At 64.5% G+C, this 24,323-nt stretch carries 14 protein-coding genes and 2 pseudogenes; 7 read left to right on the top strand and 9 right to left on the bottom strand.

The annotated features are described in order from the left end of the window. Positions 1 to 177 precede the first annotated feature (177 nt). Both P5704_020570 and rlmE read right to left on the bottom strand, forming a co-directional pair. Positions 178 to 335 (bottom strand): annotated as a pseudogene (locus P5704_020570) (IS21 family transposase). Between the two features lie 220 nt (positions 336 to 555). Then, complete coding sequence (rlmE, locus tag P5704_020565; GenBank protein ID WOF78377.1) at positions 556 to 1,176, bottom strand: 23S rRNA (uridine(2552)-2'-O)-methyltransferase RlmE; 621 nt, start codon at positions 1,174 to 1,176, stop codon at positions 556 to 558. A gap of 243 nt (positions 1,177 to 1,419) precedes the next feature. Between rlmE and P5704_020560 the strand changes: the two genes are divergently transcribed. The 5 genes from P5704_020560 to P5704_020540 all read left to right on the top strand — a co-directional run bounded on the left by P5704_020560 (position 1,420) and on the right by P5704_020540 (position 7,253). Next, a complete protein-coding gene (locus P5704_020560; GenBank protein WOF78376.1) occupies positions 1,420 to 3,057 on the top strand; it encodes an NAD(P)/FAD-dependent oxidoreductase in 1,638 nt (545 codons plus the stop codon). 11 nt (positions 3,058 to 3,068) lie between these two features. Beyond that, on the top strand, positions 3,069 to 3,800 hold the full coding sequence (locus P5704_020555) for an RNA methyltransferase (protein ID WOF78375.1): 732 nt from the start codon (positions 3,069 to 3,071) through the stop codon (positions 3,798 to 3,800). A 198-nt stretch (positions 3,801 to 3,998) separates the two neighbouring features. Then, positions 3,999 to 4,775, top strand: a complete 777-nt coding sequence (locus P5704_020550; protein ID WOF78374.1) for a protein phosphatase 2C domain-containing protein — start codon at positions 3,999 to 4,001, stop codon at positions 4,773 to 4,775. Positions 4,776 to 4,794: 19 nt separating this feature from the next. After that, entirely contained in the window at positions 4,795 to 6,342 is a 1,548-nt protein-coding gene (locus P5704_020545) for a protein kinase (protein ID WOF78373.1), read from the top strand. A 56-nt stretch (positions 6,343 to 6,398) separates the two neighbouring features. Then, positions 6,399 to 7,253, top strand: a complete 855-nt coding sequence (locus tag P5704_020540) for an FHA domain-containing protein (GenBank protein WOF78372.1) — start codon at positions 6,399 to 6,401, stop codon at positions 7,251 to 7,253. Positions 7,254 to 7,358: 105 nt separating this feature from the next. Here P5704_020540 and rarD read toward each other — a convergent pair whose 3' ends face one another. The 7 genes and pseudogenes from rarD to fadD2 all read right to left on the bottom strand — a co-directional run bounded on the left by rarD (position 7,359) and on the right by fadD2 (position 20,195). Next, positions 7,359 to 8,252, bottom strand: a complete 894-nt coding sequence (gene rarD / locus P5704_020535) for an EamA family transporter RarD (protein ID WOF78371.1) — start codon at positions 8,250 to 8,252, stop codon at positions 7,359 to 7,361. Positions 8,253 to 8,290: 38 nt separating this feature from the next. Then, entirely contained in the window at positions 8,291 to 12,373 is a 4,083-nt protein-coding gene (gene hrpA, locus P5704_020530) for an ATP-dependent RNA helicase HrpA (GenBank protein ID WOF78370.1), read from the bottom strand. A gap of 117 nt (positions 12,374 to 12,490) precedes the next feature. Beyond that, positions 12,491 to 14,095, bottom strand: a complete 1,605-nt coding sequence (locus P5704_020525; GenBank protein WOF78369.1) for a M28 family metallopeptidase — start codon at positions 14,093 to 14,095, stop codon at positions 12,491 to 12,493. A gap of 270 nt (positions 14,096 to 14,365) precedes the next feature. Continuing rightward, complete coding sequence (locus P5704_020520) at positions 14,366 to 16,051, bottom strand: methyl-accepting chemotaxis protein (GenBank protein WOF78368.1); 1,686 nt, start codon at positions 16,049 to 16,051, stop codon at positions 14,366 to 14,368. Positions 16,052 to 16,234: 183 nt separating this feature from the next. Further along, positions 16,235 to 16,480: pseudogene (locus P5704_020515) on the bottom strand (methyl-accepting chemotaxis protein). A 110-nt stretch (positions 16,481 to 16,590) separates the two neighbouring features. Continuing rightward, positions 16,591 to 18,282, bottom strand: coding sequence for a long-chain-fatty-acid--CoA ligase FadD1 (gene fadD1, locus P5704_020510; protein WOF78367.1), 1,692 nt, complete (start codon positions 18,280 to 18,282; stop codon positions 16,591 to 16,593). 224 nt (positions 18,283 to 18,506) lie between these two features. Then, positions 18,507 to 20,195: a long-chain-fatty-acid--CoA ligase FadD2 gene (fadD2, locus tag P5704_020505; protein WOF78366.1), complete on the bottom strand. Its 1,689-nt coding sequence runs from the start codon at positions 20,193 to 20,195 to the stop codon at positions 18,507 to 18,509. Between the two features lie 277 nt (positions 20,196 to 20,472). Here fadD2 and P5704_020500 point away from each other — a divergent pair, with 277 nt between their 5' ends. Beyond that, positions 20,473 to 20,943, top strand: coding sequence for a MaoC family dehydratase (locus tag P5704_020500; protein WOF78365.1), 471 nt, complete (start codon positions 20,473 to 20,475; stop codon positions 20,941 to 20,943). Between the two features lie 228 nt (positions 20,944 to 21,171). Then, positions 21,172 to 24,291 carry a pullulanase-type alpha-1,6-glucosidase gene (gene pulA / locus P5704_020495; GenBank protein ID WOF81292.1) on the top strand — a complete coding sequence of 1,040 codons (3,120 nt, stop codon included), beginning with the start codon at positions 21,172 to 21,174 and terminating at the stop codon, positions 24,289 to 24,291. Positions 24,292 to 24,323: the final 32 nt, after the last annotated feature.

Genomic DNA, 24,323 nt, shown 5'->3' with positions numbered 1-24,323 from the left:
TCATCAGGCACAACGAGGAGAAGCCAGCGATGCTCAGGTCAATTAAAGCGTCGCTGAGAGGAAATCCTTCGCCAACAGAGCCTTAATCGGCGCGAATCCCGCTGCCTTCTTGAACGACATGTTGTGAGCGAAATTCCTCACGAGTCCGACGGGCCAATCGCATCGAGATTGGCCGGCGCCATACTCATCAGCAAGCGCCACCAGCCGTGGGCGCCAGCGATGCAGCCCCCGCCGTAGGCTTCGCGCTCAAGGATGACCGTGCTGGCGTTATTGAACAGCGCCTCCGGCACACCGCCGAAATAGCCAAAGGCATCCCGCAATCCGCTCAGCCAAGCTGTGAGTAGACCACTTTCCTAGAGCACTTTTAGCCTCACAGCTGGCGTGCCTACTGCCTCTGACCGATTTCTACCGCTAGCAGCGACTCGTAAGGAATTGAAAAAACTAGATCATGAGAAGGGATTAGCGAGCGCGCCCAAGTCCTTGCAGACGGAGCATCGCTAGAATCTGAAATGTACCGGCTGGCCTTCGGGCCAGCCTTTCTGCCACACCGAATCACTAACCCTTGAAGCCCTTGGCCACCAGATAGACCTCACGCGAACGCGGGCGCGATGCTTCCGGTTTGCGGATCGACACTTTCTCGAACGAGCTGCGCACGTCCTTGAGGAAGTCGTCCGAGCCTTCGCCCTGGAAGACCTTGACCACGTAGTTGCCACCGGGCTTGAGCACCTGGCGGACCATGTCGAGGGTCAGTTCGACCAGATACATCGAGGCGGCCTGGTCGGCGGCTGCGACGCCACTGATGTTCGGCGCGATGTCGGAGACGATCAGATCGGGCTGCCGGCCATCGAGCATGTCGAGGATCTGCTGGAACACGGCATCCTCGGTGAAATCGCCCTGTACGAAATCGACGTTGTCCAGACCGCCCATCGGCAGGATGTCGGTGGCCAGTACCCTGCCCTTCTCGCCGACGATGCCGCCGGCCACCTGTGACCAGCCACCAGGCGCGGAGCCGAGGTCCATGACCAGCATGCCGGGGCGTATCAGTTTGTCCTTCTCGTTCAGCTCGATCAGCTTGTAGCTGGAGCGCGAGCGCAAGCCGTCCTTCTGGGCGCGTTTGACGAAGGGATCGTTGACGTGTTCATCCAGCCAACGACGGCTGCTTTTGGATCGTTTCATGATAGAGCCAACCACGGAGAATCAAGGTGAGGCGCGGACCAACAGGCGGAGCAAGGCGCAACCGCTGGACGCAAAGTGGCGGCGATTATAAGCCGATAATGCCGATCCGCGGGCGCCGGTCGCGGCACACAGGCCCTGGAAGTCCTCAGCGCAGCCTGACAGGGGCGCGTGGCGACGGGTACAATCCGCGCCCTACCCCCGCCCCTTCTTCCTCTGCCGGAGTCACCGGCCAGGATTACCGCCATGATTCGCATCAACGAACTGTCCCTGCCCCTCGATCACTCCGCCGATGAGTTGCGCCAGGCCATCGTCAAACGCCTGAACATCAGCGACGCCGACCTGCTGAACTTCACCGTGTTCAAGCGCAGCTACGATGCGCGCAAGAAGAACAGCGTCATTCTGTTCATCTACATCATCGATCTGGAGGCCCGCGACGAGGCGGCGATCCTGGCGCGCTTCGCCAACGACAACCACGTGCGCCCGGCGCCGGATACCCGCTACTACCCGGTCGGCCAGGCGCCAGCCAAGCTGAACGAGCGGCCGCTGGTGGTGGGCTTCGGCCCCTGCGGACTGTTCGCCGCGCTGCTGCTGGCACAGATGGGCTTCAAGCCCATCGTGCTGGAGCGCGGCAAGGATGTGCGCAGCCGTACCAAGGACACCTGGGCACTGTGGCGCAAGAAGACCCTGACGCCGGAATCCAACGTGCAGTTCGGCGAGGGTGGCGCCGGGCTGTTCTCCGACGGCAAGCTCTATAGCCAGATCAAGGACCCGAAGTTCTACGCGCGCAAGGTGATGCACGAGTTCGTCCGCGCCGGCGCGCCGGAAGAGATCATGTACGTCAGCAAGCCGCATATCGGCACCTTCCGCCTCACCGGCGTGGTTGCGGCGATGCGCGAGGAAATCATCGCCCTCGGCGGTGAAGTGCGCTTCGAGAGCAAGGTGACCGATCTCGTGATCGACGATGGCCAGCTCGAAGGTGTGGTGCTGGCCAATGGCGAGACGCTGCGCAGCCGCCACGTAGTGCTGGCGCTGGGCCACAGCTCGCGCGATACCTTCCGCATGCTGCATCGCCAGGGTGTATACATCGAAGCCAAGCCGTTTGCCGTGGGTTTCCGCATCGAACACCCGCAAGGGATGATCGACCAGGCCCGCCTGGGCAAGTACGCCGGCCACCCGGAGCTGGGTGCGGCGGACTACAAGCTGGTGTATCACGCCAAGAACGGCCGCGCCGTCTACAGCTTCTGCATGTGCCCGGGCGGCACCGTGGTGGCCGCCACCTCCGAGCCGGGGCGCGTGGTGACCAACGGCATGAGCCAGTATTCGCGCAACGAGCGCAACGCCAATGCCGGCATCGTCGTCGGCATCAACCCCGAGCAGGATTTCCCCGGCGATGCGCTGGCCGGCGTGGAGCTGCAGGAACGACTGGAGTCGCGTGCCTACGAACTGGGTGGCAGCGATTACTGCGCCCCCGCGCAGTTGGTCGGCGACTTCATTCGCGGCGTGCCCTCGACCGAGTTCGGCGAGGTCGAACCCTCCTACAAACCGGGCGTGCGCCTGGGCGATCTGGCGCCGTCGCTGCCCGAGTATGCGATCGAGGCGATCCGCGAAGCACTACCGGCATTCGGCAAGCAGATCCGCGGATTCGATCGAGCTGACGCGGTGCTCACCGGCATCGAAACCCGAACCTCGTCGCCGGTGCGCATCACCCGCGACAACGAGACATTGCAGAGCCTCAACCTGCGCGGCCTGTACCCGGCCGGTGAAGGCGCCGGTTACGCCGGCGGCATCCTCTCGGCGGGCGTGGACGGCATCAAGGTCGCCGAGGCCCTGGCCAAGTCGATGCTGGCTGACCTGGGCCAGCCCGAAGTGCAGAGCAACTGAGCACCGCCCTGATGAAACTCGACGACATCAAGAAGCTGCACCAGAAGAAATACCGGGCCGAGTTCGGGCATTTTCTGGTGGAGGGTGAGCATCTGGCGCTGGAGCTGCAGAAGGCGGCTCTGCGCAACCCGCAGCTGGAGCGCAGCGAGCTGTATGTGACCAGTGCCTACGAGCACTGGCAAAGCCCGTTCAGGACCCACCTGATCAGCGACCGCCAGATGGCGCAGATCGCCGATACCAAGACCCCGCAAGGCATCGTTGCACTGGTGCCGATGCCGGCGACAGGCGCGTCGATTGCCGCACCCGTCGCGGGCGAACGCGCCATCTACCTGCATGAAATCCAGGACCCGGGCAACCTCGGCACCATCCTGCGCACCCTGGCCTGGTTCGGCAATTTTCGCTGCCTGCTGAGCCCCGGCAGCGTCGACCCGTACAACCCCAAGGCCGTGCGTTCGAGCATGGGCGCCATCTTCCATGCGCCGATGGAACTGGATGTGGCGCTGGATTCGTTGCACAGCCGCTTCGAGCGCATCGCCTGCCTGGATATGAATGGCGAGCCGGTGCAGTCGGCGCGTTTCCGAACCTTCGATTGCTACCTGTTCGGCAACGAGGCCCGCGGAGTGCCCCGCGAGCAACTGAGCGTCCTGAAGGCCGAGCCCTTCACGATTCCCGGCTGCGGCGCCATCGAATCGCTGAACCTGGCGGCGACGGTCAACATGTGTACGTACGAGCTCAGCAGATAGAGCACCGAAGCATCAGCCCTCTTTGAATGGTGGCCTTCCGAAGCGGCCTCGAACCTCCATGAATGGAGTACGCGCAGAGTAAAAATTCTGCGCCTTTGCACGAGTTAACAGTTTTGCGCTTGCTCCAGCGCCAATCGATGACAGTCGCACATGCCCCACGCATCATGCTCGCTCGACGTCGTGCCGCAGGGCCCTCGCATGCAACCTACCCTTTCCGATTCATGGCTGGACCACGCCGGGCAAAGCTCGCCCGGGCGCAGGCGCAGCCATAATGAAGATGCACTGCTTTGCGCGCCGGAACTGGGGCTCTGGGCCATCGCCGACGGCATGGGTGGGCATCAGTGCGGGGAGGTCGCGAGCAGCCTGGCGCTGTCGGCGTTGCAGCAGGCGATCGCAGATGGCGAGCCGCTGCAGGCGGCGGTCCAGCAGGCCAACCAGGCGGTACTGGGCGCCGCCGTGGACGACGGCATGGGCACCACCCTGGTCGCCGCACATTTCAAGGGCGCCGACTTCGAACTCACCTGGGTCGGCGACAGCCGCGCCTATCTGGTCACCGCCAACGGGATCGAGCAGCTGACGCGGGACCATAGCTGGGTGCAGATGATGATCGATGCCGGCGAGCTGAAGCCGGCCGAGGCTCAAGGCCACACCTGGCGCAACATCATCCTGCGCTGCCTGGGGCGCGAGGCGCCGCTGGAGGTTGGTGCCCACAACGGCACCCTCAAGCCCGGCGAGCTGCTGCTGCTGTGCAGTGACGGCCTGACCAACGAACTGACCGACGCCCAGATCCATGCCAGCTGCACCTTCGCCGACACCCTGGAAAACCTGGTGGAACAGTTGATCGACCAGGCCAACACACATGGCGGTCGCGACAACATCTCCTGCATCGTCATCGGCCGCACCGCTCCACCCCCTGCGGTCGAGTCCCGCGGGCGGCGCTTCATCAACATGCTGTTAAAACCCCTCAAGTCGTAAGCAAGCACGAGTTTTCACAATGCATCGGATGCTGGAAATACCGGGCTATCGCCTGCACAAGCGGCTCGGAAAAGGCGGAATGGCCGAGGTCTACCTGGCCACCCAGCTCTCGCTGGATCGCGAGGTAGCCGTCAAGGTGCTGTTGCGTACGGAGGATGCGGCGTTCACCGAGCGCTTCATTCAGGAAGGCCATATCGTCGCCTCGCTGCGCCACCCGGCCATCATCACCATCCACGACATCGGCCAGATCGCCGACGGCCGGCACTACCTGGCCATGGAATACATCGGCGGTGGCGACCTGGCGCAGCATCGCGGCATCGTCTTCTCGCCGTCCCGCGCACTGGACATCATTCGCCAGCTGGCCGGCGGCCTGGCGGTGGTGCACGACGGCGGGCTGGTTCACCGCGACGTGAAGCCGGCCAATATTCTTTTCCGTGACGACGGCAGCGTGGTACTCACCGACTTCGGTGTAGCCAAGGCCGTGGAACTGGATAACGAACTCACCCACTTCGGCATCGCCGTCGGCAGCCCCGCCTACAGCAGCCCGGAACAGGCCCAGTGCCAGCCACTCGACGCCCGCAGCGACATCTACAGCCTCGGCGTGATCCTCGCCGAGATGCTCACCGGGACCAATCCCTACCGCGCCAGCAGCTATCCGCAAACCGTGCTCAATCACCTGCAGATGCCCTTGCCGCAACTGCCGCCAGCGCTCGCGCCCTACCAGCCACTGCTCGACCGCATGCTGGCCAAGCAGCCGGACGAGCGCTTCGGCAATTGCCGCGAGCTGCTGGCGGCCATCGACACGCTCACCGAACCGGACATGGACCAGACCCGCATCGCCCCGGCAGCATTCATCGAGGCGCCGACCAGACGCCGCCGGCGACGTCGTGGCGTCGGCCGCTGGGCAGCGATCGGTGCAGCGCTGCTCGTGACAGTGGCCGCACTGGCTGCCGGCGGCTACCAGTGGCTGCAGTACAGCCGCATCAACGACTACCTGACTCGCGCCGAAACGCGCCTGGGTGAGGGGCAACTGACTGCACCGGCGTTCGACAATGCCGACTACTACTATCGCCAGGCCCTGCGCCTGGATTCCGACAATGCCCAAGCCCTCGACGGCATACGCCGCGTGCTCGATGCACGTATCGCCCAGGCACTGGAACTGGCGGCGCAACGGCTGGCAGACGATCAATTGCTGCAACCGGCCGAAGACAGCGCGGTGCACTACTACCAGCAGGTGCTCGGCTGGCTGCCGGAAAACGAGGCAGCCCGCAACGGGCTGGTGCAGGTCAGCGAGCGGTATGTCGAACTGGCCGAAGCGGCCTACGGGCGCCGCGAGTTCGCCCTGGCGCTGGAATACATCCAGCAGGGCCTGGAAGCCACTCCGGAATATGCGCCCCTGCTCGCGCTGCACGATGCGCATGCTCAGCGGGTTGCCAAAGCCCGGGCGCCGCGCCCGGTGAAACGCACAACGGCCAGCACCTCACGCGCCGCGCCAACCAACACGCAGACCTCGCAAGCGCCGCCCAACCCGGTCAAGCGCCTGTGGAACCGGATATTCAACCAATAATTCGCGAGCGCCGTTCGGCCCAGGCCGTCGCCCGCTCCGCTAGAAGGTACCGCGCCATGCTCAGGATCCACTTCGCTGACAATCGCCAGAGTCCGGTCTGGCTTGCCGATGAACGCTTCACCCTCGGTTCGGACCGCAGCAACAAGCTGGTGGCCAACGACGCCGGAATCGCGCCATTTCACGCCGAACTGCTGCTGGAGAACCGCTTCTATTACCTCACCGACCTCGGCACGCCTGGCGGCACCTACGTCAATGACGAGAAGATCGGCGAGCGTTACCAGATCCGTTCCGGCGACCGCCTGCGCCTGGGCGCGCTGGAACTGCAGATCGTCGATCCGGCCAAGGCCGGCGCCAAGGTCACGAGCGCTCCACGCTGGCTGTTGCAGGTAGTCAAGGGCGAGAACCAGGGCCACAAGTACCACATCACCGGCTCGATGACCTTCGGCCGCTCGGTCAAGTGCGAACTGTGCTTCAGCGATGCCGAGCTGTCGCGCCGCCATGCCGAGTTCTACCTCAAGGGCGATGTGCTGGAAGTCAAGGACCTGGCCTCGGCCAACGGCCTGCTGGTGAACCGCGAAAAGGTCACGACCGCCGTCCTGCAGCCGGGCGACCAGATCCAGCTGGGCAATACCACGCTGCTGGTGATCGGTCCCAAGGTCAGCGCCCCGGAAGTCGTCGATGAAGACGCCACCGTCTTCGTCCGCGCCGCCGACCTTCCCGCCGCGGTCGCTGCCCAGCCTAAACCTGCGCGGCCCCGGCCTGCCACACCGAACCCGCTGCACCTCGCCACGCCCCCCACGACCGCTGCGGCCGCCACCGAAAGTCCACGAAAGGCCTGGCGCCTCGCCGCGCTGCTCGGCGCGCTGGCCCTGGCGATCGTCGCAGGCCTCCTCGGGCAGCGGATAATCTAGCAACTAGCGGGCTGCAACGGCGGCATAAGTAGTGCGGCTTCGCGCTCTACCTGCTGGCGTAGCTGCCCGACGAATCCTCGGCGCCTGATCAAGCACCACCGAACGCTACCCTAGCCCCCGACGCAGCACCCGCAATCCTTCGAAGACCAACGCAGCGATCGCCGCCCAGATCGCCCCGTAGGTCAGCCACTGGTCCGGGGCGATGCTCTCGCCGAGTAACAGCGCCACGACCACCAACAGTACCGGCTCGACATAGCTGAGCAGGCCGAACAGGGTCAGGCTGAGGTACTTGCTGGCGTTGATCATCAGCCCCAGGGCCAGCGCGCTGAGCGCGCCCAGGCCAGCGATCAGCAGGGGCAGGCGGGAATTGCCGACAAGCAGGTCCAACGTGTCACCGCTGCCGAAGGCGAACAGTGCGGCGACCGGCAGACTGATAACCAAATCGAGCCACAGACCACCCAGGTTGGCGGTGCCGATCCAACGGCGCAGGGCGAAGTAGCCGGGGTAGCCAAGCGCGACGGCCAGCACCGGCCAGGACAGCGACGAGGCCAGCAGCAGCTGATTGCCCACGCCAACCGCCGCCAGCAGACAGGCCAGGCGTTGCAGGCGGCTGATCGCCTCACCGAAGACCAGGCGCCCGGTAAGCACCAGCGTCAGCGGCAGCAGAAAATAGCCAAGCGAGACGTCCAGCCCGTGGCCGTTGATCGGCGCCCACATGAACAGCCAAAGCTGCAAGCCGACCAGCGCCGAGGACAGCGGTAGCGCGAGCCACAGCCGCGATTCGGCTGGCAGGCGCGCCAGGATCTCGCGGACCTCGCCCCAGCGACCGATGGCGAGCAGCAGCAATGCCAGGCAGGGCGCGGTGAGCAGAATGCGCCAGCCGTAGATCTGCTGACCGCTCAGCGGCTCGAGCAGCGTGGTGTAGTAGTACAGCGTGGCGAAGAGCGTCGAGGCTCCCAGCGAGCCCGCCACGCCCGCCAGCCTGTTCCGAGTTTCCATGGGCTTCCTGCGATTGACGATGCGTACCGGCCCCGGCCTCAGGGCTCGACCTGGCTCCACTGCTTGTTCAGACGCTTGTCCGATACCGCCATCCTGGTGCCGAGCTGCTGCGCCCAGAGCGAGACGCGATATTCCTCGAGCATCCAGCGATACAGCGCCAGCTCGGCATCGCGCTTGCCTTCCTGCAGGTGCTTCTTCAGGCGTGCCTGGTACTGCTCCCAGTAGCCGGTGAGCTCACCGGACCAGACCCGGTCACGCTGCAGCTGCGCACCGATCTTCTCGAAGCGCTGCTCGACGGCCTTGAGGTAGCGCGGGTACTCCTTCAGCCACTCGGCAGGCGTTTCGCGGACAAAGCCCGGATAGACCAGGTTGCCCAGCTGCGCCTTGATGTCGTTGAGCGCCACCGCCTGGGCCAGGTCGATCTTGCCCTTGAAGCGCTTCTGCAGGCCGTGCCAGTGCTTGAGGATTTCCAGCGTCAGGCGCGCCAGGCGTTCGGCATGTGCGGTCCAGTCGCCGCGCTTGCGCTCGGCCAGGGACGCCAGGGCGGCGCCGTCACGCGGCAGCGGGGCCTCGCCGTCCAGGATGCAGCTGTCCAGGCTGGCCAGCAGGATATCCTCGACCAGCGCGTCGACCTTGCCCATATCGCGGTAGAGCAGGCCCAGTTCGGTCAGCCCCGGCAGCTTGTTGCGCAGGTACTTGGCGGGTTCCGCCAGCTGCTGCAGCAACAGGCGCTGCAGCGCGCGGCGATGTTGCCACTCGGCCTCGGCCTGGGTCGGAAAACGCCCCTCCTTGACCACCCCGCCCTCTTCCACCAGCGCCGGATAGACCGTCATCGACAGCCCGGCCATCTTCGCCTGCGCCTTTTCCGCGACCTGGGCAAAACCCTTGGCCTCGACCGGCTTCTGCTCGGCCTTCTGCTGCGGCGGCGCCAGCGCGGCCTGACTGGCCTCGGCGAAGCGCGCAGTGAGTTCAGCCAGGTCACGCCCTTCACCAAGGAATTTGCCGCGCGCATCGACCACTTCGATGTTCATCTTCAGGTGGTTCTCCAAACCGGCAGCCGCCTCGGCCCAGGCCTCCTCCGGCACCCGCGCGCCGGTCATGCGCAGCAGCTCGCGACCCAGCGCCTCGGGCAGCGCGCCTTCGCCGAAAGCGATCTTGGCCAGCGCGGCACCGACGAAATCCGGCACCGGCACGAAGTTCTTGCGCAGTGCCTTGGGCAGGTTGCGCACCAGCGCCACGGCCTTGGTTTCCAGCAGCCCGGGCACCAGCCAGTCGAGCCGCTCGCTGCGCAATTGAGGCAACAGCGGCGCCGGTACGCGCAAGGTCACGCCATCGCGCGGATGGTTGGGTTCGAAATGGTATTCCAGCGGCAACTGCAGCTCGCCGATGCGCAGGTGATCCGGGTACTGCGCGGCGGTGACTTCGCTGGCCTCGCGGGCGAGCACGTCTTCCTCGCGCATGATCAGCAGCTGCGGGTTCTTCGCGCTTTCGCGCTTGTACCAGTTCTCGAAGCTGGCGGTCTGGTAGATGTCCGCCGGCAGCCGCGCATCGTAGTAGTCGAACAGGGTTTCCTCGTCGGCGAGGATGTCGCGGCGCCGCGCCTTGGCTTCCAGCTCGTCGAGGCGTTCGAGCAGCTCGCGATTGGCGCTGAGCGCGCGGGCGCGGCTGTGCATCTCGCCGCGCACCAGCCCTTCGCGGATGAACAGCTCACGCGCCGCCGGCGGGTCGATGGGCCCGTAATGCACCGGCCGGCGGCCGACGACGATCATGCCGTAGAGTGTCACCTGCTCGTAGGCCACCACCTGGCCGCGCTTCTTCTCCCAGTGCGGCTCGAAGTGGTTCTTCTTGATCAGATGCCCGGCCAATGGCTCGATCCAGTCCGGTTCGATCTTGGCGACCATGCGCGCGAACAGCTTGGTGGTTTCCACCAGCTCGGCGGCCATCAGCCAATTGGGCTTCTTGCGGCCGATCACGCTGGATGGATGCACCCAGAAGCGCCGCTGGCGCGCCCCGAGGAAGTCGCCCTCCTCGGTCTTGTTGCCGACCTGGCTGAGCAGGCCGGCGAGGATCGCCTTGTGCACCGCCGCATAGCTCTTGGCTTTCTGCGCCGCCTCGCTGGCTTCGGCCTGCTGGCGGAGGATGACGTTGACCTTGGTGTCCTTGGTCGGGACGGGTTGGGCGCTAGCCTCGGCCGGACGCGTGGAAGAGGCTTCGCCGTCTTTCACCCTACGTGCCTTGTCGGCGTGCTGTGGTTGGCCGGAGCCATCCACCGACCTGCCAGAACCGAGCTTGAGTTCGCGGGCGATCAGCGTCAGCTGGCGATGCGCGTCGCGCCACTCGCGCAGGCGCAGGTAGTTGAGGAAGTTCTTCCGGCACCAGCTGCGCAGCGGGTTGGAGCCCAGTTCCTGGCGCTTCTCTTCGAAACCACGCCAGAGGTTGATCAGCGCGGCGAAGTCCGAATCCGGGTCCTTCCATTGCGCATGCGCCTGGTCGGCGGCCTGCTGGCGGTCGGCCGGACGCTCGCGCACATCCTGTACCGAGAGTGCGCTGGCGACGATCAGCACCTCGGCCAGGCTGCCCTGCTGCGCGGCTTCCAGCAGCATGCGACCCAGTCTCGGGTCGATCGGCAGGCGTGCCAGTTGGCGGCCCAGCGGGGTCAGCTGGTTCTCGCGGTTGACCGCCGAGAGCTCCTGCAACAGGTTGAAGCCGTCGCTGATGGCCTTGCCATCCGGCGGCTCGATAAAGGGGAAATCCTGAATATCGCCCAGGCGCAGATGCAGCATCTGCAGGATCACCGCGGCGAGGTTGGTGCGCAGGATCTCCGGATCGGTGAATTCGGGCCGACCGAGGAAATCTTCCTCGCTGTACAGGCGAATGCAGATACCCGGCTCGACCCGCCCGCAGCGCCCCTTGCGCTGGTTGGCGCTGGCCTGGGACACCGCCTCGATCGGCAGGCGCTGAACCTTGGCGCGGTAGCTGTAGCGGCTGATGCGCGCGGTGCCGGAATCGATCACGTAGCGAATGCCCGGCACGGTCAGCGAGGTCTCGGCGACGTTGGTGGCCAGCACGATCTTGCGCCCCGGTCGCGGCTGGAAGATCTTCTGCTGCTCGGCCGGCGTCAGCCGCGCGTACAGCGGCAGCACCTCGGTGAACTTCAGATTTGCCTTGCGCAGCACCTCGGCGGCGTCGCGGATTTCGCGCTCACCGGGGAGGAACACCAGCACATCGCCGGGACGCTTGCCGACGCTCTGCTCGTGGGCGGCGATCTCGTCAAGCGCGGCGAGGATGCCCTGGTCGACGGTCAGGTCGTCCTCGACCCGGTTGCCGTCCTCGTCGATCTCGGCCGCCAGTGGCCGATACCAGGTTTCCACCGGGTAGGTACGCCCGGAGACCTCAACGATGGGCGCACCGTCGAAATGCTCCGAAAAGCGCTGCAGGTCGATGGTCGCCGAAGTAATGATGACCTTCAGATCCGGCCGCCGCGGCAGCAGGGTCTTGAGAAAGCCGAGCAGGAAGTCGATGTTCAGCGAACGCTCGTGGGCCTCGTCGACGATGATGGTGTCGTAACGCTCGAGGAAGCGGTCGTGCTGCGTTTCGGCCAGCAGGATGCCGTCGGTCATCAGCTTGATCAGCGAGCTGTCCTTGCTCTGATCCTCGAAACGCACCTGATAACCCACCAGCTCACCCAGTGGCGTGCCGATTTCCTCGGCCACGCGGGTAGCGACGCTACGTGCCGCGAGCCGGCGCGGCTGGGTATGGCCGATCAGCCCGTGCACGCCACGGCCGATCTCCAGGCAGATCTTCGGCAGCTGGGTGGTCTTGCCGGAGCCGGTCTCACCGGCGATCACCAGCACCTGATGCTTTTCCAGCGCGGCCTTGATCTCGTCGCGCTTGGCCGCGATTGGCAGGCTGTCGTCGTAGCGAATGCGCGGCACGCTCTGCCGGCGCGCCTCGACCTTGGCCACCGACGCCTGGAAGCGCTCCAGCCACTGGGCGAGTTTGGCCTCGTCGGGCTTCTTTCTCAGCTCGTGCAGCTGCCGGCGCAGGCGGTGGCGATCTGCGAACAGGGCCTGGTCGAGATTCTTCAGCAGGGTATCGATAGCGGGCGTTGCGTCAGTCATGGACAGCCGTGGGGCAATTCGTGAAGGGCGCGATTGTCGCAGATTTGCCCGGCCGGCCGAAGGGCAAGGGTGTTTGTGCAGGGACCGCGCCGGCATGCCGGCGCGGTATTCAGCCGATCAACGGATCCAGTGACCCCAGCGCGACTTCTCCTGCACCTGCTGGATGCGCATACTGCCGATGCTCTGCTCGGCCGCCGCGGCGATTTCGTCATCGATCATCCGGGTCGACAGCGATAGCCAGCTGGTGGCGAAGGCCAGCGCATCGCCGTGCAACTCCAGCGCCTCAATGGAGATGTTGCCGAGGTCGTCGCATTCGTTGTGATAGCACGGATCGAACGACTGGCCGGCTGCGCCGCCGTAACGCTGCGCCTGCTCCTCGGTCTTGATGTCCTCGGCGCCGGTGAACAGTCCGCCGAAGGCGATGCCGTCCTCGAAGAACTGCGCGTAGTCGGAGCGGAAGTCGATCTCTGTGCCTTCCGACGGCGCGTTGCGCAGCTGGAAATAGGTGCGCAGCAGGCGTTCGATGGCGGCCGAGCCGGGTGGGCCCTGCAGGCCGAAATCGGAGCCATCGCCGTCATAGATGAAGTTGGCGTAGTTCGGCGAACCGATCATGTCGACGTTCAGATAGGCCTTGATGCGCTGTTTCTCCTCGTCCGGCAACTGCGTGACATAGTAGGTCGAGCCGACCAGCCCGGACTCCTCCGCCCCCCACCAGGCAAAGCGCACCTTGTTTTCCGGCCGCGCCTTGCTCATCAGCAGGGCCATTTCCAGCAGTGCGGCGCTGCCCGAGCCGTTGTCGTTGATGCCCGCCCCTTCGAATACCGAGTCGAGATGCGCGCCGACCATGACCACGTTGCCCGGATCGCCGCGGCGCGTCTCGGCCAGCAGGTTGTAGGTCTCGGTCTGCTCGCGCACCACATCGACGTTCATGCTCAGTTGCAGACCCGCGCTCTGCGACCAGGCCACGCCGTTGTCATAGGTCGAGAACATCACCGGGATGCCGCCGCTGTAGTCCTCGCCCAGGGTCGCGACCAGCAGCCCCTTGCGGTCCTCGGTATCCCCCTGGTTGAAGATGATGGCGCCAGCTGCACCGGCCGCTGCCGCATTGCTCGCCTTCTGCCCGAACGGACAGGTGCCGCGCTGCATCAACGCGATGGCGCCAGCCGGAAAGCCGGCGAAGTCCTCGGGTTCACAGCCACTGGTGGAGGTGTTGCCAGCGCCGAGAGCCAGGTCGACCGACACGACCGGCGCGCTGACGTTGCCCGGATCGGTCTGATCGGCGTAAGTGAAATCCTCCTCCCAGACGTACTGCACCGGCTGCGGCGCCACGGCGCTCAACGTGCCGGGGCTGACCGGATAGAACGCGAGGAACGGGAAGGTCTGCACTTCGACGCGATAGCCGGCGCGCTGCAGGCGGCTGCGCACGTAGTCGATGGAAGCCTGATAGCCGGGCTGACCGGACGCACGATTGCCGTCATTCATCGTGGCGATGTCCTGCAACGCCTCCAGGTGCTTCATGACATTGCTCGCCTGCATGCAGCGCGGCAAACCGACCGGCGTGCCGACCAGCAAGGGCGAACGGCAAAGCGCGGCGTTGGGCTTGTCCGGCGTCCAGAAGTCGTTGAATTGCGAGGTGTCTACCTGCGGCGCCGCGAACGCGACACTGCCGGTGAGTAATGCGAGAGAAGCAACTACCCGAACAGCATTGTTTTTCTTGTGCATGGGTAACTCATCCTTGCAACGGATTGATGGGCAGGCCGCCTGTGGCTTGCGCCATCGTCCCCTACTGCTTTCAGCGGACGCGGCCATAGGGAGCTAGACCGAACGGCCGCCGTCTCGGTTCTGAGACAGCCGCCCGCCGGTAGCGCCGTTGATCGGGCTGCAGGGAACTTCATGCGAGGTGCTTCAGTGGCGCCTGACGGAACGGTGCTGCGAGCAGCACCGTCCGGCAACGGCGGCAGGCATTGCACCGGCCGCCGGAGAGCGTCGCGATCAGATGCGGAACTGGCCGACCAGCTGCTGCAGGCGTTCGGCCAGGCCATTGAGCTCGCGGGAGGTCTGGGCACCCTGGGCGGCGTCGCTGGCCACGCCGTCCACCGCATCGGCAATGTGGTGCACGCTGCGGTTGATCTCCTCGGCCACGGCGGTCTGTTCCTCGGCAGCGGCGGCGATCTGCGCGTTCATCGAATTGATGGTGCCAATCAGTGCGGAAATGGCGTCCAGTGATTCGCCGGCCTGGTTGGCCTGGCCACGGGTGCTCTCGCCTTTCTCGCCAGCGCGCAACATGGTGACGACGGTATTGGAGGTGGCGCTCTGCAGGCGGTCGATCATGCCCTGGATTTCACCGGTGCTCTGCTGGGTACGGCTGGCAAGGGCACGTACTTCATCGGCGACCACGGCGAAACCGCGCCCCGCCTCACCGGCACGGGCTGCCTCGATGGCCGCGTTGAGCGCCAGCAGATTGGTCTGCTCGGCAATGGCACGGATCACGTCGAGCACACCGACGATGCCTTTCACGTCCTGCTGCAATCCTTCCAGCGACTCACCGCTACCACGCAGCTCGCCCACCAGTTCGTGAATGTGGCGGATGCTCTGATCGACTATCTGCTTGGCCGCGACACCCTGCTGATCGGTTTCACGCGCGGCCTCGGCGGCACGCTGGGCGCTCATCGCCACTTCATGGGCCGCGGCCGACATCTCGTTGATCGCCGTGGCGACCTGATCGGTCTCGCTGCGCTGATCGGCCATGGCCTGTTCCGAACGCTGCGCATGGCTGGCCACCGCACCGACCAGCCCGCTCAACTGCGTGGTGGTACCGGCGACCTGCTGTACCAGCGAATGGATCTTCTCGACGAAGCGGTTGAACGACATGGCCAGCTCACCCAGCTCATCCTGGCTGGTGATCGGCAGCCGCTGGGTCAGGTCGCCGTCGCCCTGGGCCATGTCATCCAGGTTGCGCTTGATCAGCAGCAGCGGACTGAGCAGGGCATTGCTCATGAAGACGGCCAACAGCGCCATCAACGCCAGCAGCGCGAACGCCGACACCAGCATGATGGCTACCAGCCCATCGATGCGCTCCTGGAACTCTGCCCGGGCGGCCTGCACGTCACGCTCGACGCCATCCAGGTTCAACGACGTGCCGAAGACCATGTTCCATTTGGGCAGGAATTCGGCATAGCCGACCTTGGGTACCAGCACGCTGCTGTCACCCAGCACGAAGCTGTAGTCGACGTAGTGGCTGCCGTCCTGACCGGCGCGCACCAGCTCGCGAATGGCGTAGACGCCGTTCGGGTCACGGTAGTCGTAGAAGCTCTGGCCGATCTTGTCCTTGGTGTTGCCCTGCAGGATGCGCACGGCCTGGGTGTCGTAGCCCCAGAAATAGCCGTCCTTGCCGTAGGACATCCGCTCGAGAATGGCCACCGCCTGATCGCGCGCCTGCGTGTCGCCTTCGGCGGAGCGCTCGTGGATCGGCCCGATGGCGTTGCGTGCGAGTTCCACGTAATGCTTGAGCTCGGCACGCCGGTCCTGAATGAGGCTGTTGCGGGTGTGCGCTTCCTGCTGTTCGGCCAGAGCGCGCAGTTCGTATACGGCGATACCGCTGAGCAGGATGGCAAGCAGTAGAATCGGGCCCAGTGTGAGCAACAGCAGCTTCATTCGCAAACGAAGATTGGAGAGCATTCTGATCGACCCCTTAGGTACCTGGAGCAAGAGAAATTGCGACAAAAAACAGGCGCGGCTTAAGCACCAATCGCGCAAGTACCTTCGGGTTGTCGACCTGGGCGGATCTTTCTTTACCCCCCTGAACGACGAAACCCTGCCTGGCAGGGTTTCGCGATCGCCCGTGCTAGAGCGGTTTGCCCATCAAATGCGGAACTGACCCACCAACCGCTGCAGCCGTTCCGCCAAGTCATTGAGTTCACGTGTCGTTTGCGCGCCATGGACGGCATCGCTGGCCACGCCATCCATCGCATCGGCGATATGGTGCACGCTGCGGTTGATCTCCTCGGCCACGGCGGTCTGCTCTTCGGCGGCGGCGGCGATCTGCGCGTTCATCGAATTGATGGTGCCGATCAGAGCGGAGATGGCATCCAGTGACTCACCGGCCTGAACGCTACCAAGCGCTAATTCAAGCTGTGCGGCACGCTGCCGATGGACGCTGTTCGCAAAAACAAAAAAACCCCGCCGAGGCGGGGTTTTCGTCGAGGTGCGGAGGGGCGTTATTTCTTGTGGCCCAGCTTGCGCAACTCTTCATCGCGCAGCTCGCGGCGCAGGATCTTGCCGACGTTGGTGGTCGGCAGGCTGTCGCGGAACTCCACGAACTTCGGTCGCTTGTAGCCGGTCAGGTTGTCGTGCATGTGCTGCATGACCTGCTCCTTGGTCAGGCTCTCACCGGGCTTGACCACCACGAACAGCTTGATCGCCTCACCGGACTTCTCGTCCGGCACACCAATGGCGGCGCACTGCAGCACACCCGGCAGGGCGGCAAGCACGTCTTCCAGCTCGTTGGGGTAGACGTTGAAGCCGGAGACCAGAATCATGTCTTTCTTGCGGTCGACGATACGGATGTAGCCGTCTTCCTGAACGACACCGATGTCCCCCGACTTGAACCAGCCTTCGGCATCGATCACTTCGGCAGTGGCCTCGGGGCGCTGCCAGTACCCCTTCATCACCTGCGGGCCCTTGATGCACAGCTCGCCGATCTCGCCTTGCGCCAGATCCTGGCCATCGTCATTGATGACCTTGAACTGCGTCGAAGGAACCGGAATGCCGATGGTGCCGATCTGGATGTGCTCGATCGGATTGACCGAGGCCACCGGGCTGGTTTCGGTCAGGCCGTAGCCTTCGCAGATCGAGCAACCCGTCACCTGCTTCCAGCGCTCGGCTGTCGCCAGCTGCAGCGCCATGCCGCCCGACAGGGTGACCTTGAGCGCGGAGAAATCCAGCTTGCGGAAGTCTTCGCTGTTGCACAGCGCCACGAACAGCGTGTTGAGGCCGACGAAGCCGCTGAAGCGATACTTGGACAGGTCCTTGATCATCGCCGGCAGGTCGCGCGGATTGGAGATCAGGATGTTGTGGTTGCCGCTGAGCATCATCGCCATGCAGTGAAAGGTGAAGGCGTAGATGTGGTAGAGCGGCAAGGGGGCGATCAGCACCTCGCTGCCGTCATTGAGGTTCGAACCCATCAGCGCCTTGCACTGCAGCATGTTGGCGACGATGTTGCGGTGGGTCAGCATCGCGCCCTTGGCGACGCCAGTGGTGCCGCCGGTGTACTGCAGCACGGCGACTTCGTCGCTGCTCGGCGATACGTCACGCACTGCCTTGCCGCGACCCAGGGCCAGCGCATCGTTGAGCTTGACCGCCTTCGGCAGGCTGTAGGCCGGGACCATCTTCTTCACATGCTTGACCACCGCGTTGACCAGCATGCGCTTGAGCGGCGGCAGCATGTCGGCGACTTCGGTGATGACCACGTGCTTGATGCCGGTCTTGGGCAGCACTTCCTCGGCCAGGTGCGCCATGTTGGCGAGGCAGACCAGCGCCTTGGCGCCGGCGTCGTTGAACTGGTGTTCCATCTCCCGCGCGGTGTACAGCGGGTTGGTGTTGACCACGATGAGGCCGGCACGCATGGCACCGAACACCACGATGGGATACTGGATCAGGTTGGGCAGCTGCACGGCGATGCGGTCGCCGGGCTGAAGATCGGTGTTCTGCTGCAGGTAGGCGGCGAAATCGCCGGACAGCTTGTACAGCTCACCATAGGTCAGGGTCTTGCCGAGATTGCTGAAGGCCGGCTTGTCGGCGAAACGCTCGCAAGACTGCTTGAGCACAGCCTGGATGTTCTGATACTCATCGGGATCGATCTCGCTGGCGACACCAACAGGATACTTATCCTTCCAGAAGTTATCGGTCATGAACCCCACTCCTAAGCAACAGCTTTATTACTGCGCGATGGCAGCTGTTTTGTTGTGATTTGTTAACTTTTGTACCACTGATCGGGCTAAAAGCGTGCCCGAGGTTAGCAGCTTTGCCCAGGAGCGAACAGAGTCCGGAACGCGTCGATTCGACATAAAGTGACCGGAACATATGTCCCGGTCACTCAGATCGCGCCGCCCACTGCGGGCTGCGCCTGTCGTTATCAGGCGCTCTCGCGCAACTCCCGGCGCAGGATCTTGCCCACCGGTGTCATCGGCAATGCATCCCGGAACACGTAGTGCCGCGGCATCTTGTAGCCGGTGAAATTCTCCCGGCAGTAAGCCTGCAGCTCTTCCTGGGTGAGGCTCGGATCGCTGGGCACGACGAACAGCTTGACCGCTTCGCCGGACTTCTCGTCCGCCACACCGATGGCGGCGCAGGCGGCGACCTTAGGGTGGGCCATCACCACATCCTCGATCTCGTTGGGGTAGACGTTGAAACCGGAGACGATGATCAGGTCCTTCTTGCGGTCGACGATGCTGACGAAGCCGTCCTCGTCGATCACCGCGATGTCGCCGGTCTTCAGCCAGCCCTCTTCGTCCAGCACCTCGGCCGTCGCGTCGGGACGCTGCCAGTAGCCCTTCATCACTTGCGGCCCCTTGACGCACAGCTCGCCGCGCTCGCCGAGCGGCAAGGCGTTGCCTTCGTCATCGATGACCTTGACCGTGGTGCCGGGCACCGGCAGCCCCACCGTGCCGAGGCGCGAATGTTCGCCATGGGGATTGGCGCAGACGACCGGCGAGGTTTCCGTCAGGCCGTAGCCTTCGACGACGGTGCAGCCGGTCAGGCTCTTCCAGCGTTCAGCGACTGCCGAAACCAGGGCAGTGCCACCCGAGTTGGTGCCTTTGAGCCGAGAGAAGTCGACCTTCTTGAACTGCGGGTGAGCCATCAGCGCGACGAACAGCGTGTTGAGCCCGAGGAACGCGGAGAATTGCCAGCGCTGCAATTCCTTGACGAAGCCGTTGATGTCCCGCGGGTTGGTGATCAGCACGTTATGGTTGCCGGTCACCGTCATGCACATGCAGTTAACCGTGAAGGCGTAGATGTGATACAGCGGCAGCGGCGCGATCATCACTTCCTGGCCCTCACGGATGACCGGGTGGCCCTGATCGTCCAGTTGCTGCATGTTGGCTCGCACCTGTTGCATGTTCGCCACCAGGTTGCCGTGGGTCAGCATCGCGCCCTTGGCCACTCCGGTCGTACCGCCGGTGTACTGCAGCACGGCGACGTGGTCGAGTTCCAGCGGTGCGGGCTTGTGGCTGTGGCGTGCGCCATCGCGTAGCACGTCCTTGAAGGAAACGGCTTGCGGCAGGCTGTAATCCGGCACCATCTTCTTCAGGTGCTTGACCGCCGCGTTGACCAGCGCGCCCTTGAGCGGCGGCAACATGTCGCCGATGCGCACTTCGATCAGGTGCTCGATGGCGGTATCAGGCAGCACCTCCTGCACGTTGTGACCGAAGGTATTGAGATACACCAGCGCCCGCGCGCCGGAATCCTGGAACTGGTGACGCATCTCCCGCGCGGTGTACAGCGGGTTGGTATTGACCACGATGAGACCGGCGCGCAATGCACCGAACACCGCGATGGGGTATTGCAGCAGGTTGGGCATCTGAATGGCGATGCGATCGCCAGGTTGCAGATCGGTGTGGTGCTGCAGCCAGGCGGCAAAAGCGGCGGAGTGCCGTTCCAGATCGGAGTAACTGAGGGTAACACCCATGTTGCTGAATGCAGGGCGGTCCGCGTGGGTCTTGCAGGCACGCTCGAACACTTCGACGACCGAGCGGTAAGCAGCTAGATCGATATCGTTGGGTACGCCTGCGGGGCGTTTGTCATTCCAGAATTCAGGCTGCATTGTTATTGGCCTCGTTACCTGAGAGTGTCTGGCCCGCGCACGGCGGACTCTGGCGAACTTATCAGGTCGGCATCGCGACGCAACAGCCCAAGCCGTACAAATCACTGCTGTGAATCTTTCGTCACGCTGCCGAGGCCGTCCTCGCCCGGGACAATCGCGCTGCATGCCTCTAGAATGCAGCCCCAGCGCGCAGGGACCGGGCTGTGCCGGCTTGCGCGGAATCTGATTCGATCAGGCGCAGCAGTTGACGCGCCGCCCCAGCACCTGAGGACAGTCCATGAGCACCATCAGCAATACGCCCTACGCCGAACTGGAAGTCGGCCAGCAGGCGAGCTTCGAAAAACACGTAGAAGAACGGGACATCCAGTTGTTCGCGGCCATGTCGGGCGACCGCAACCCGGTCCACCTGGATGCCGAGTTCGCTGCCGGTACGCTGTTCAAGGAACGCATTGCCCATGGCATGTTCAGTGGCGCGCTGATCAGCGCCGCCGTGGCTTGCACCATGCCGGGGCCGGGCACCATCTATCTCGGCCAGACCATGAAATTCACCCGCCCGGTGAAGATCGGTGACACCCTGACCGTGCGCCTGGAAATCCTCGAGAAGCTGCCGAAGAACCGCGTGCGCATCGCCACCCGCGTGTTCAACCAGAACGATGAACAGGTGGTCGACGGCGAAGCCGAAGTGCTCGCGCCACGCAAGCAGGAAACCGTCGAACTGAAGGAACTGCCGGCGATCACCATCGGCTGAGCATTCCCGTGTTCACTGCCCCGTCGCGACGGAGGCAATCCGAGGGCGCCTAATTGGCGCCCTCGGCATTTCCAGCCATCCCTCCGTGCCCGGCACGGGGGACAAGCAGAACGCCATTACCGCCTTGGCCTACGCCCCGAGCAGTTCCCTGGCGGAGGATGCGTGTCGGATTCTCCGCGCCGACCATCCGGCGAGCAGTACAACAAGAACAACAACGGGACCCTCCCCATGCTTACTCGCTCGATCGCTTATCGGCGCCTGGCGGCGCTCGTCCTTGCCGGCTTCTCGCTGGCCATGCAATCCGCTTCGGCTGCCCCGCTCGACCCTGGCCCCGACGAGGCCCTGCTCTACTACCAGCGCGCCGATGGCGACTACAACGGCTGGGGTCCGCATCTGTGGAACACCGCCGACTGCAGTGGCAGTGCGGCTGAAACCAGCTGGGCGCAACCGCTCGCGGCGGTGGATACCGACCCGCAGTACGGCGCCTTGTACCGCATCCCTCTGAGCGCCGACGCCAGTTGCCTGAATCTGATCATGCACAAGGGCGACGAGAAAGACCTGGGCGGTGGCGACCTGACCTGGCGCTTCGACGAGCTGGGCCGTCGTGTCTTCACGGCCAGCGGCAACCCACAGCTGTCCAGCACGCCGCTAAGTGGCAGCACCGTGGCGATCAAGGGCGCGCGGGCGCATTGGCTCGATCCGTTCACGCTCGTACTGGTGGGCGGTGCGCCGGGCGCCAGCCGGGCCGAACTGCGCTATGCCAACGACGCCAGCATCCGCATCGACGGCGAAGCGCGCACCGTCAGCGGCGGACAGATCCTCGCACTGCAGCCGTCCACCCTGCGCAACGGCCTCAGGCGCCAACACCCACATCTGGCCGATGCCTCTGCATACCGGGTCACGGCAGGCGTACGTGACATACGCCGCGCCGTGATGAGCCAACTGGTGGTAATCGCCTATGACGCGGACGACCGGGTCATCGATGCCACCGAAGTGCAGACCGCCGGCATTCTCGACATGCTGTTCGCCTACAACGGCGAGCTGGGTGCGGCGCTCGATGCCGGAGGCGTTTCCTTCAAGCTCTGGGCACCGACCGCACAGCGGGTTCGCCTGCATGTGTTCGATGCCGCCAAGCGGCTGCTGCCTGGCTATCCCAGGCTCATGCGGGAGCGGCTCGGCGTCTGGAGTCTGGAAGGCCCGCGCTCGCTGGATCGCCAGTACTACCAGTACGAAGTCACCGCCTACCGGCCAAGCACCGGCAGGGTCGAGACGACGCTGGTCAGCGATCCCTACGCCCTGAGCCTGTCACGCAACAGCCAGTACGCCCAGATCGTCGACCTGAATGCCGCTGATCTCAAGCCTGCCGGCTGGGATGCCGTGCGTCCGCCGCACCCGGAGCGCCCCGAGGCGAGCGTGATCTACGAAACCCATCTGCGCGACTTCAGCGCCAGCGACACCAGCTTGCCGGCCGCGCTGCGTGGCACCTATGCCGCGTTTACCCAGCAGCACAGCAACGGCATGCGCCACCTGCGTGACTTGCAGAAAGCCGGACTCACCCACGTGCAGCTGCTGCCGGTGTTCGACATCGCCACCATCGATGAAGACCCCGCGCAGCGGCTCAATCTGGACGACCCCTTCGCCAAGCTCTGCGACCTGTCGGACCAGGCCCGTCAGCGCTGGGCCCAGTACTGCAGCGCAGCGAGCATCCGTCAGGTGCTAGAGGGCTTCGACCCGGCCAGCGGCCTGGCGCAATCGCTGTACAACGACCTGCGCGGGCTGGATGACTTCAACTGGGGTTACGACCCCTTCCACTTCACCGCGCCCGAGGGCAGCTACGCCAGCGACGCCGAAGGCGTGCAGCGCATCATCGAGTTCCGCCAGATGGTGCAGGCCTTGGCCGGCAATGGCCTGGCCACGGTGATGGACGTGGTCTACAACCACACCAACGCTTCCGGCCTGGCCGACAAGTCCGTCCTGGACAAGGTCGTGCCCGGCTATTACCACCGCCGCAACCCCGCCACCGGCGCGGTGGAAACCTCGACCTGCTGCGAGAACACCGCCAGCGAACATCGCATGATGGCCAAGCTGATGATCGACTCGCTGAAGGTCTGGGCCCGCGACTACAAGATCGCCGGCTTTCGCTTCGACCTGATGGGGCATCACATGCGCGAGCAGATCGTCGATGCCTATCGCGCCGTTCGCCGCATCAATCGCGACACCTACTTCTACGGTGAAGGCTGGGAGTTCGGTGAGGTCGCCGGCAATGCGCGCGGCATCAACGCCAACCAGTTGAACATGGCCGGTACCGGTGTCGGCACCTTCAACGACCGGCAACGCGATGCGGTCCGTGGCGGCAGCCCCTTCGACGGCGGCGACAGCATCCGTCGCAACCAGGGTTTCGCCAACGGCCTCTATCTGTGGCCCAATGAGTCGAGCGGCGCCGGGGCGCAGGAAAAAGCGCAACTGTTGCACGCCGCCGATCTGATCCGCGTCGGCATCGCCGGCGGGCTGCGTGATTACGAGTTCGTCACCGCCGACGGCAGCACGCGCAAGGGCAGCGAGATCGACTACAACGGCCAGCCCGCGGGCTATACGCTGGACCCGCAGGAAACCGTCAACTACGTCTCCAAGCACGACAATCAGACCTTGTGGGACAACAACCAGTACAAGTTCGCCAGCAGCCTGTCGGTTGCCGACCGGGCCCGCCTGCATCTGCTGGCGCTGTCGGTGCCGCTGTTCAGCCAGGGCGTGCCGTTCATCCATCTCGGCTCCGACATCCTGCGGTCGAAGTCCATGCAGCGCGACAGCTACGACTCGGGAGACTGGTTCAATGCGGTGGACTTCAGCTACCAGGACAACAACTGGAACAAGGGTTTGCCGCGTGCAGACAAGGACGGCGACAACTGGCCGCTGATTCGCAGGATCATCGCCGACCCGCAAGCCGAACCGGGCGCTGCCGACATCGTCACCGCAAAGCGGCGCTTTCTCGAGCTACTGAAAATTCGCAGCGACAGCGCACTGTTCCAGCTCGACAGCGCCCGCGAGGTGCAGCGACGCTTGCAGTTTCACAACACCGGCTCCGAACAGCAGCCCGGCGTGATCGCCTTCAGCCTTGCCGATGGCCCACGTGACGGCCGCGATCTGGACCGCCGCTACAGCTCGCTGATGGTGGTGATCAATGCCTCGGACAGGCGGATTCGCCTGCCGGGCGGGAACGGCTACCAGCTGCATCCGGTGCTCATGGGCTCGGTCGACCCGATCAGCCGCCAGGCCAAGGTCGCCAGTGGGGAGTTCGAGGTACCGGCATTCACGACGGTCGTGTTCGTCCAACCTCAGACACGTCGGTAAATCGCGCGCAAAAAAAAGGCGACCATAGGTCG

Origin of the sequence: Pseudomonas sp. FeN3W (assembly GCA_030263805.2) — a bacterium.
In the GTDB taxonomy this organism is placed as follows: Bacteria; Pseudomonadota; Gammaproteobacteria; order Pseudomonadales; family Pseudomonadaceae; genus Stutzerimonas; species Stutzerimonas stutzeri_G.
The sequence above is the reverse complement of the archived record's forward strand: the minus strand, read 5'-3'. Positions and strand labels throughout refer to the sequence as shown.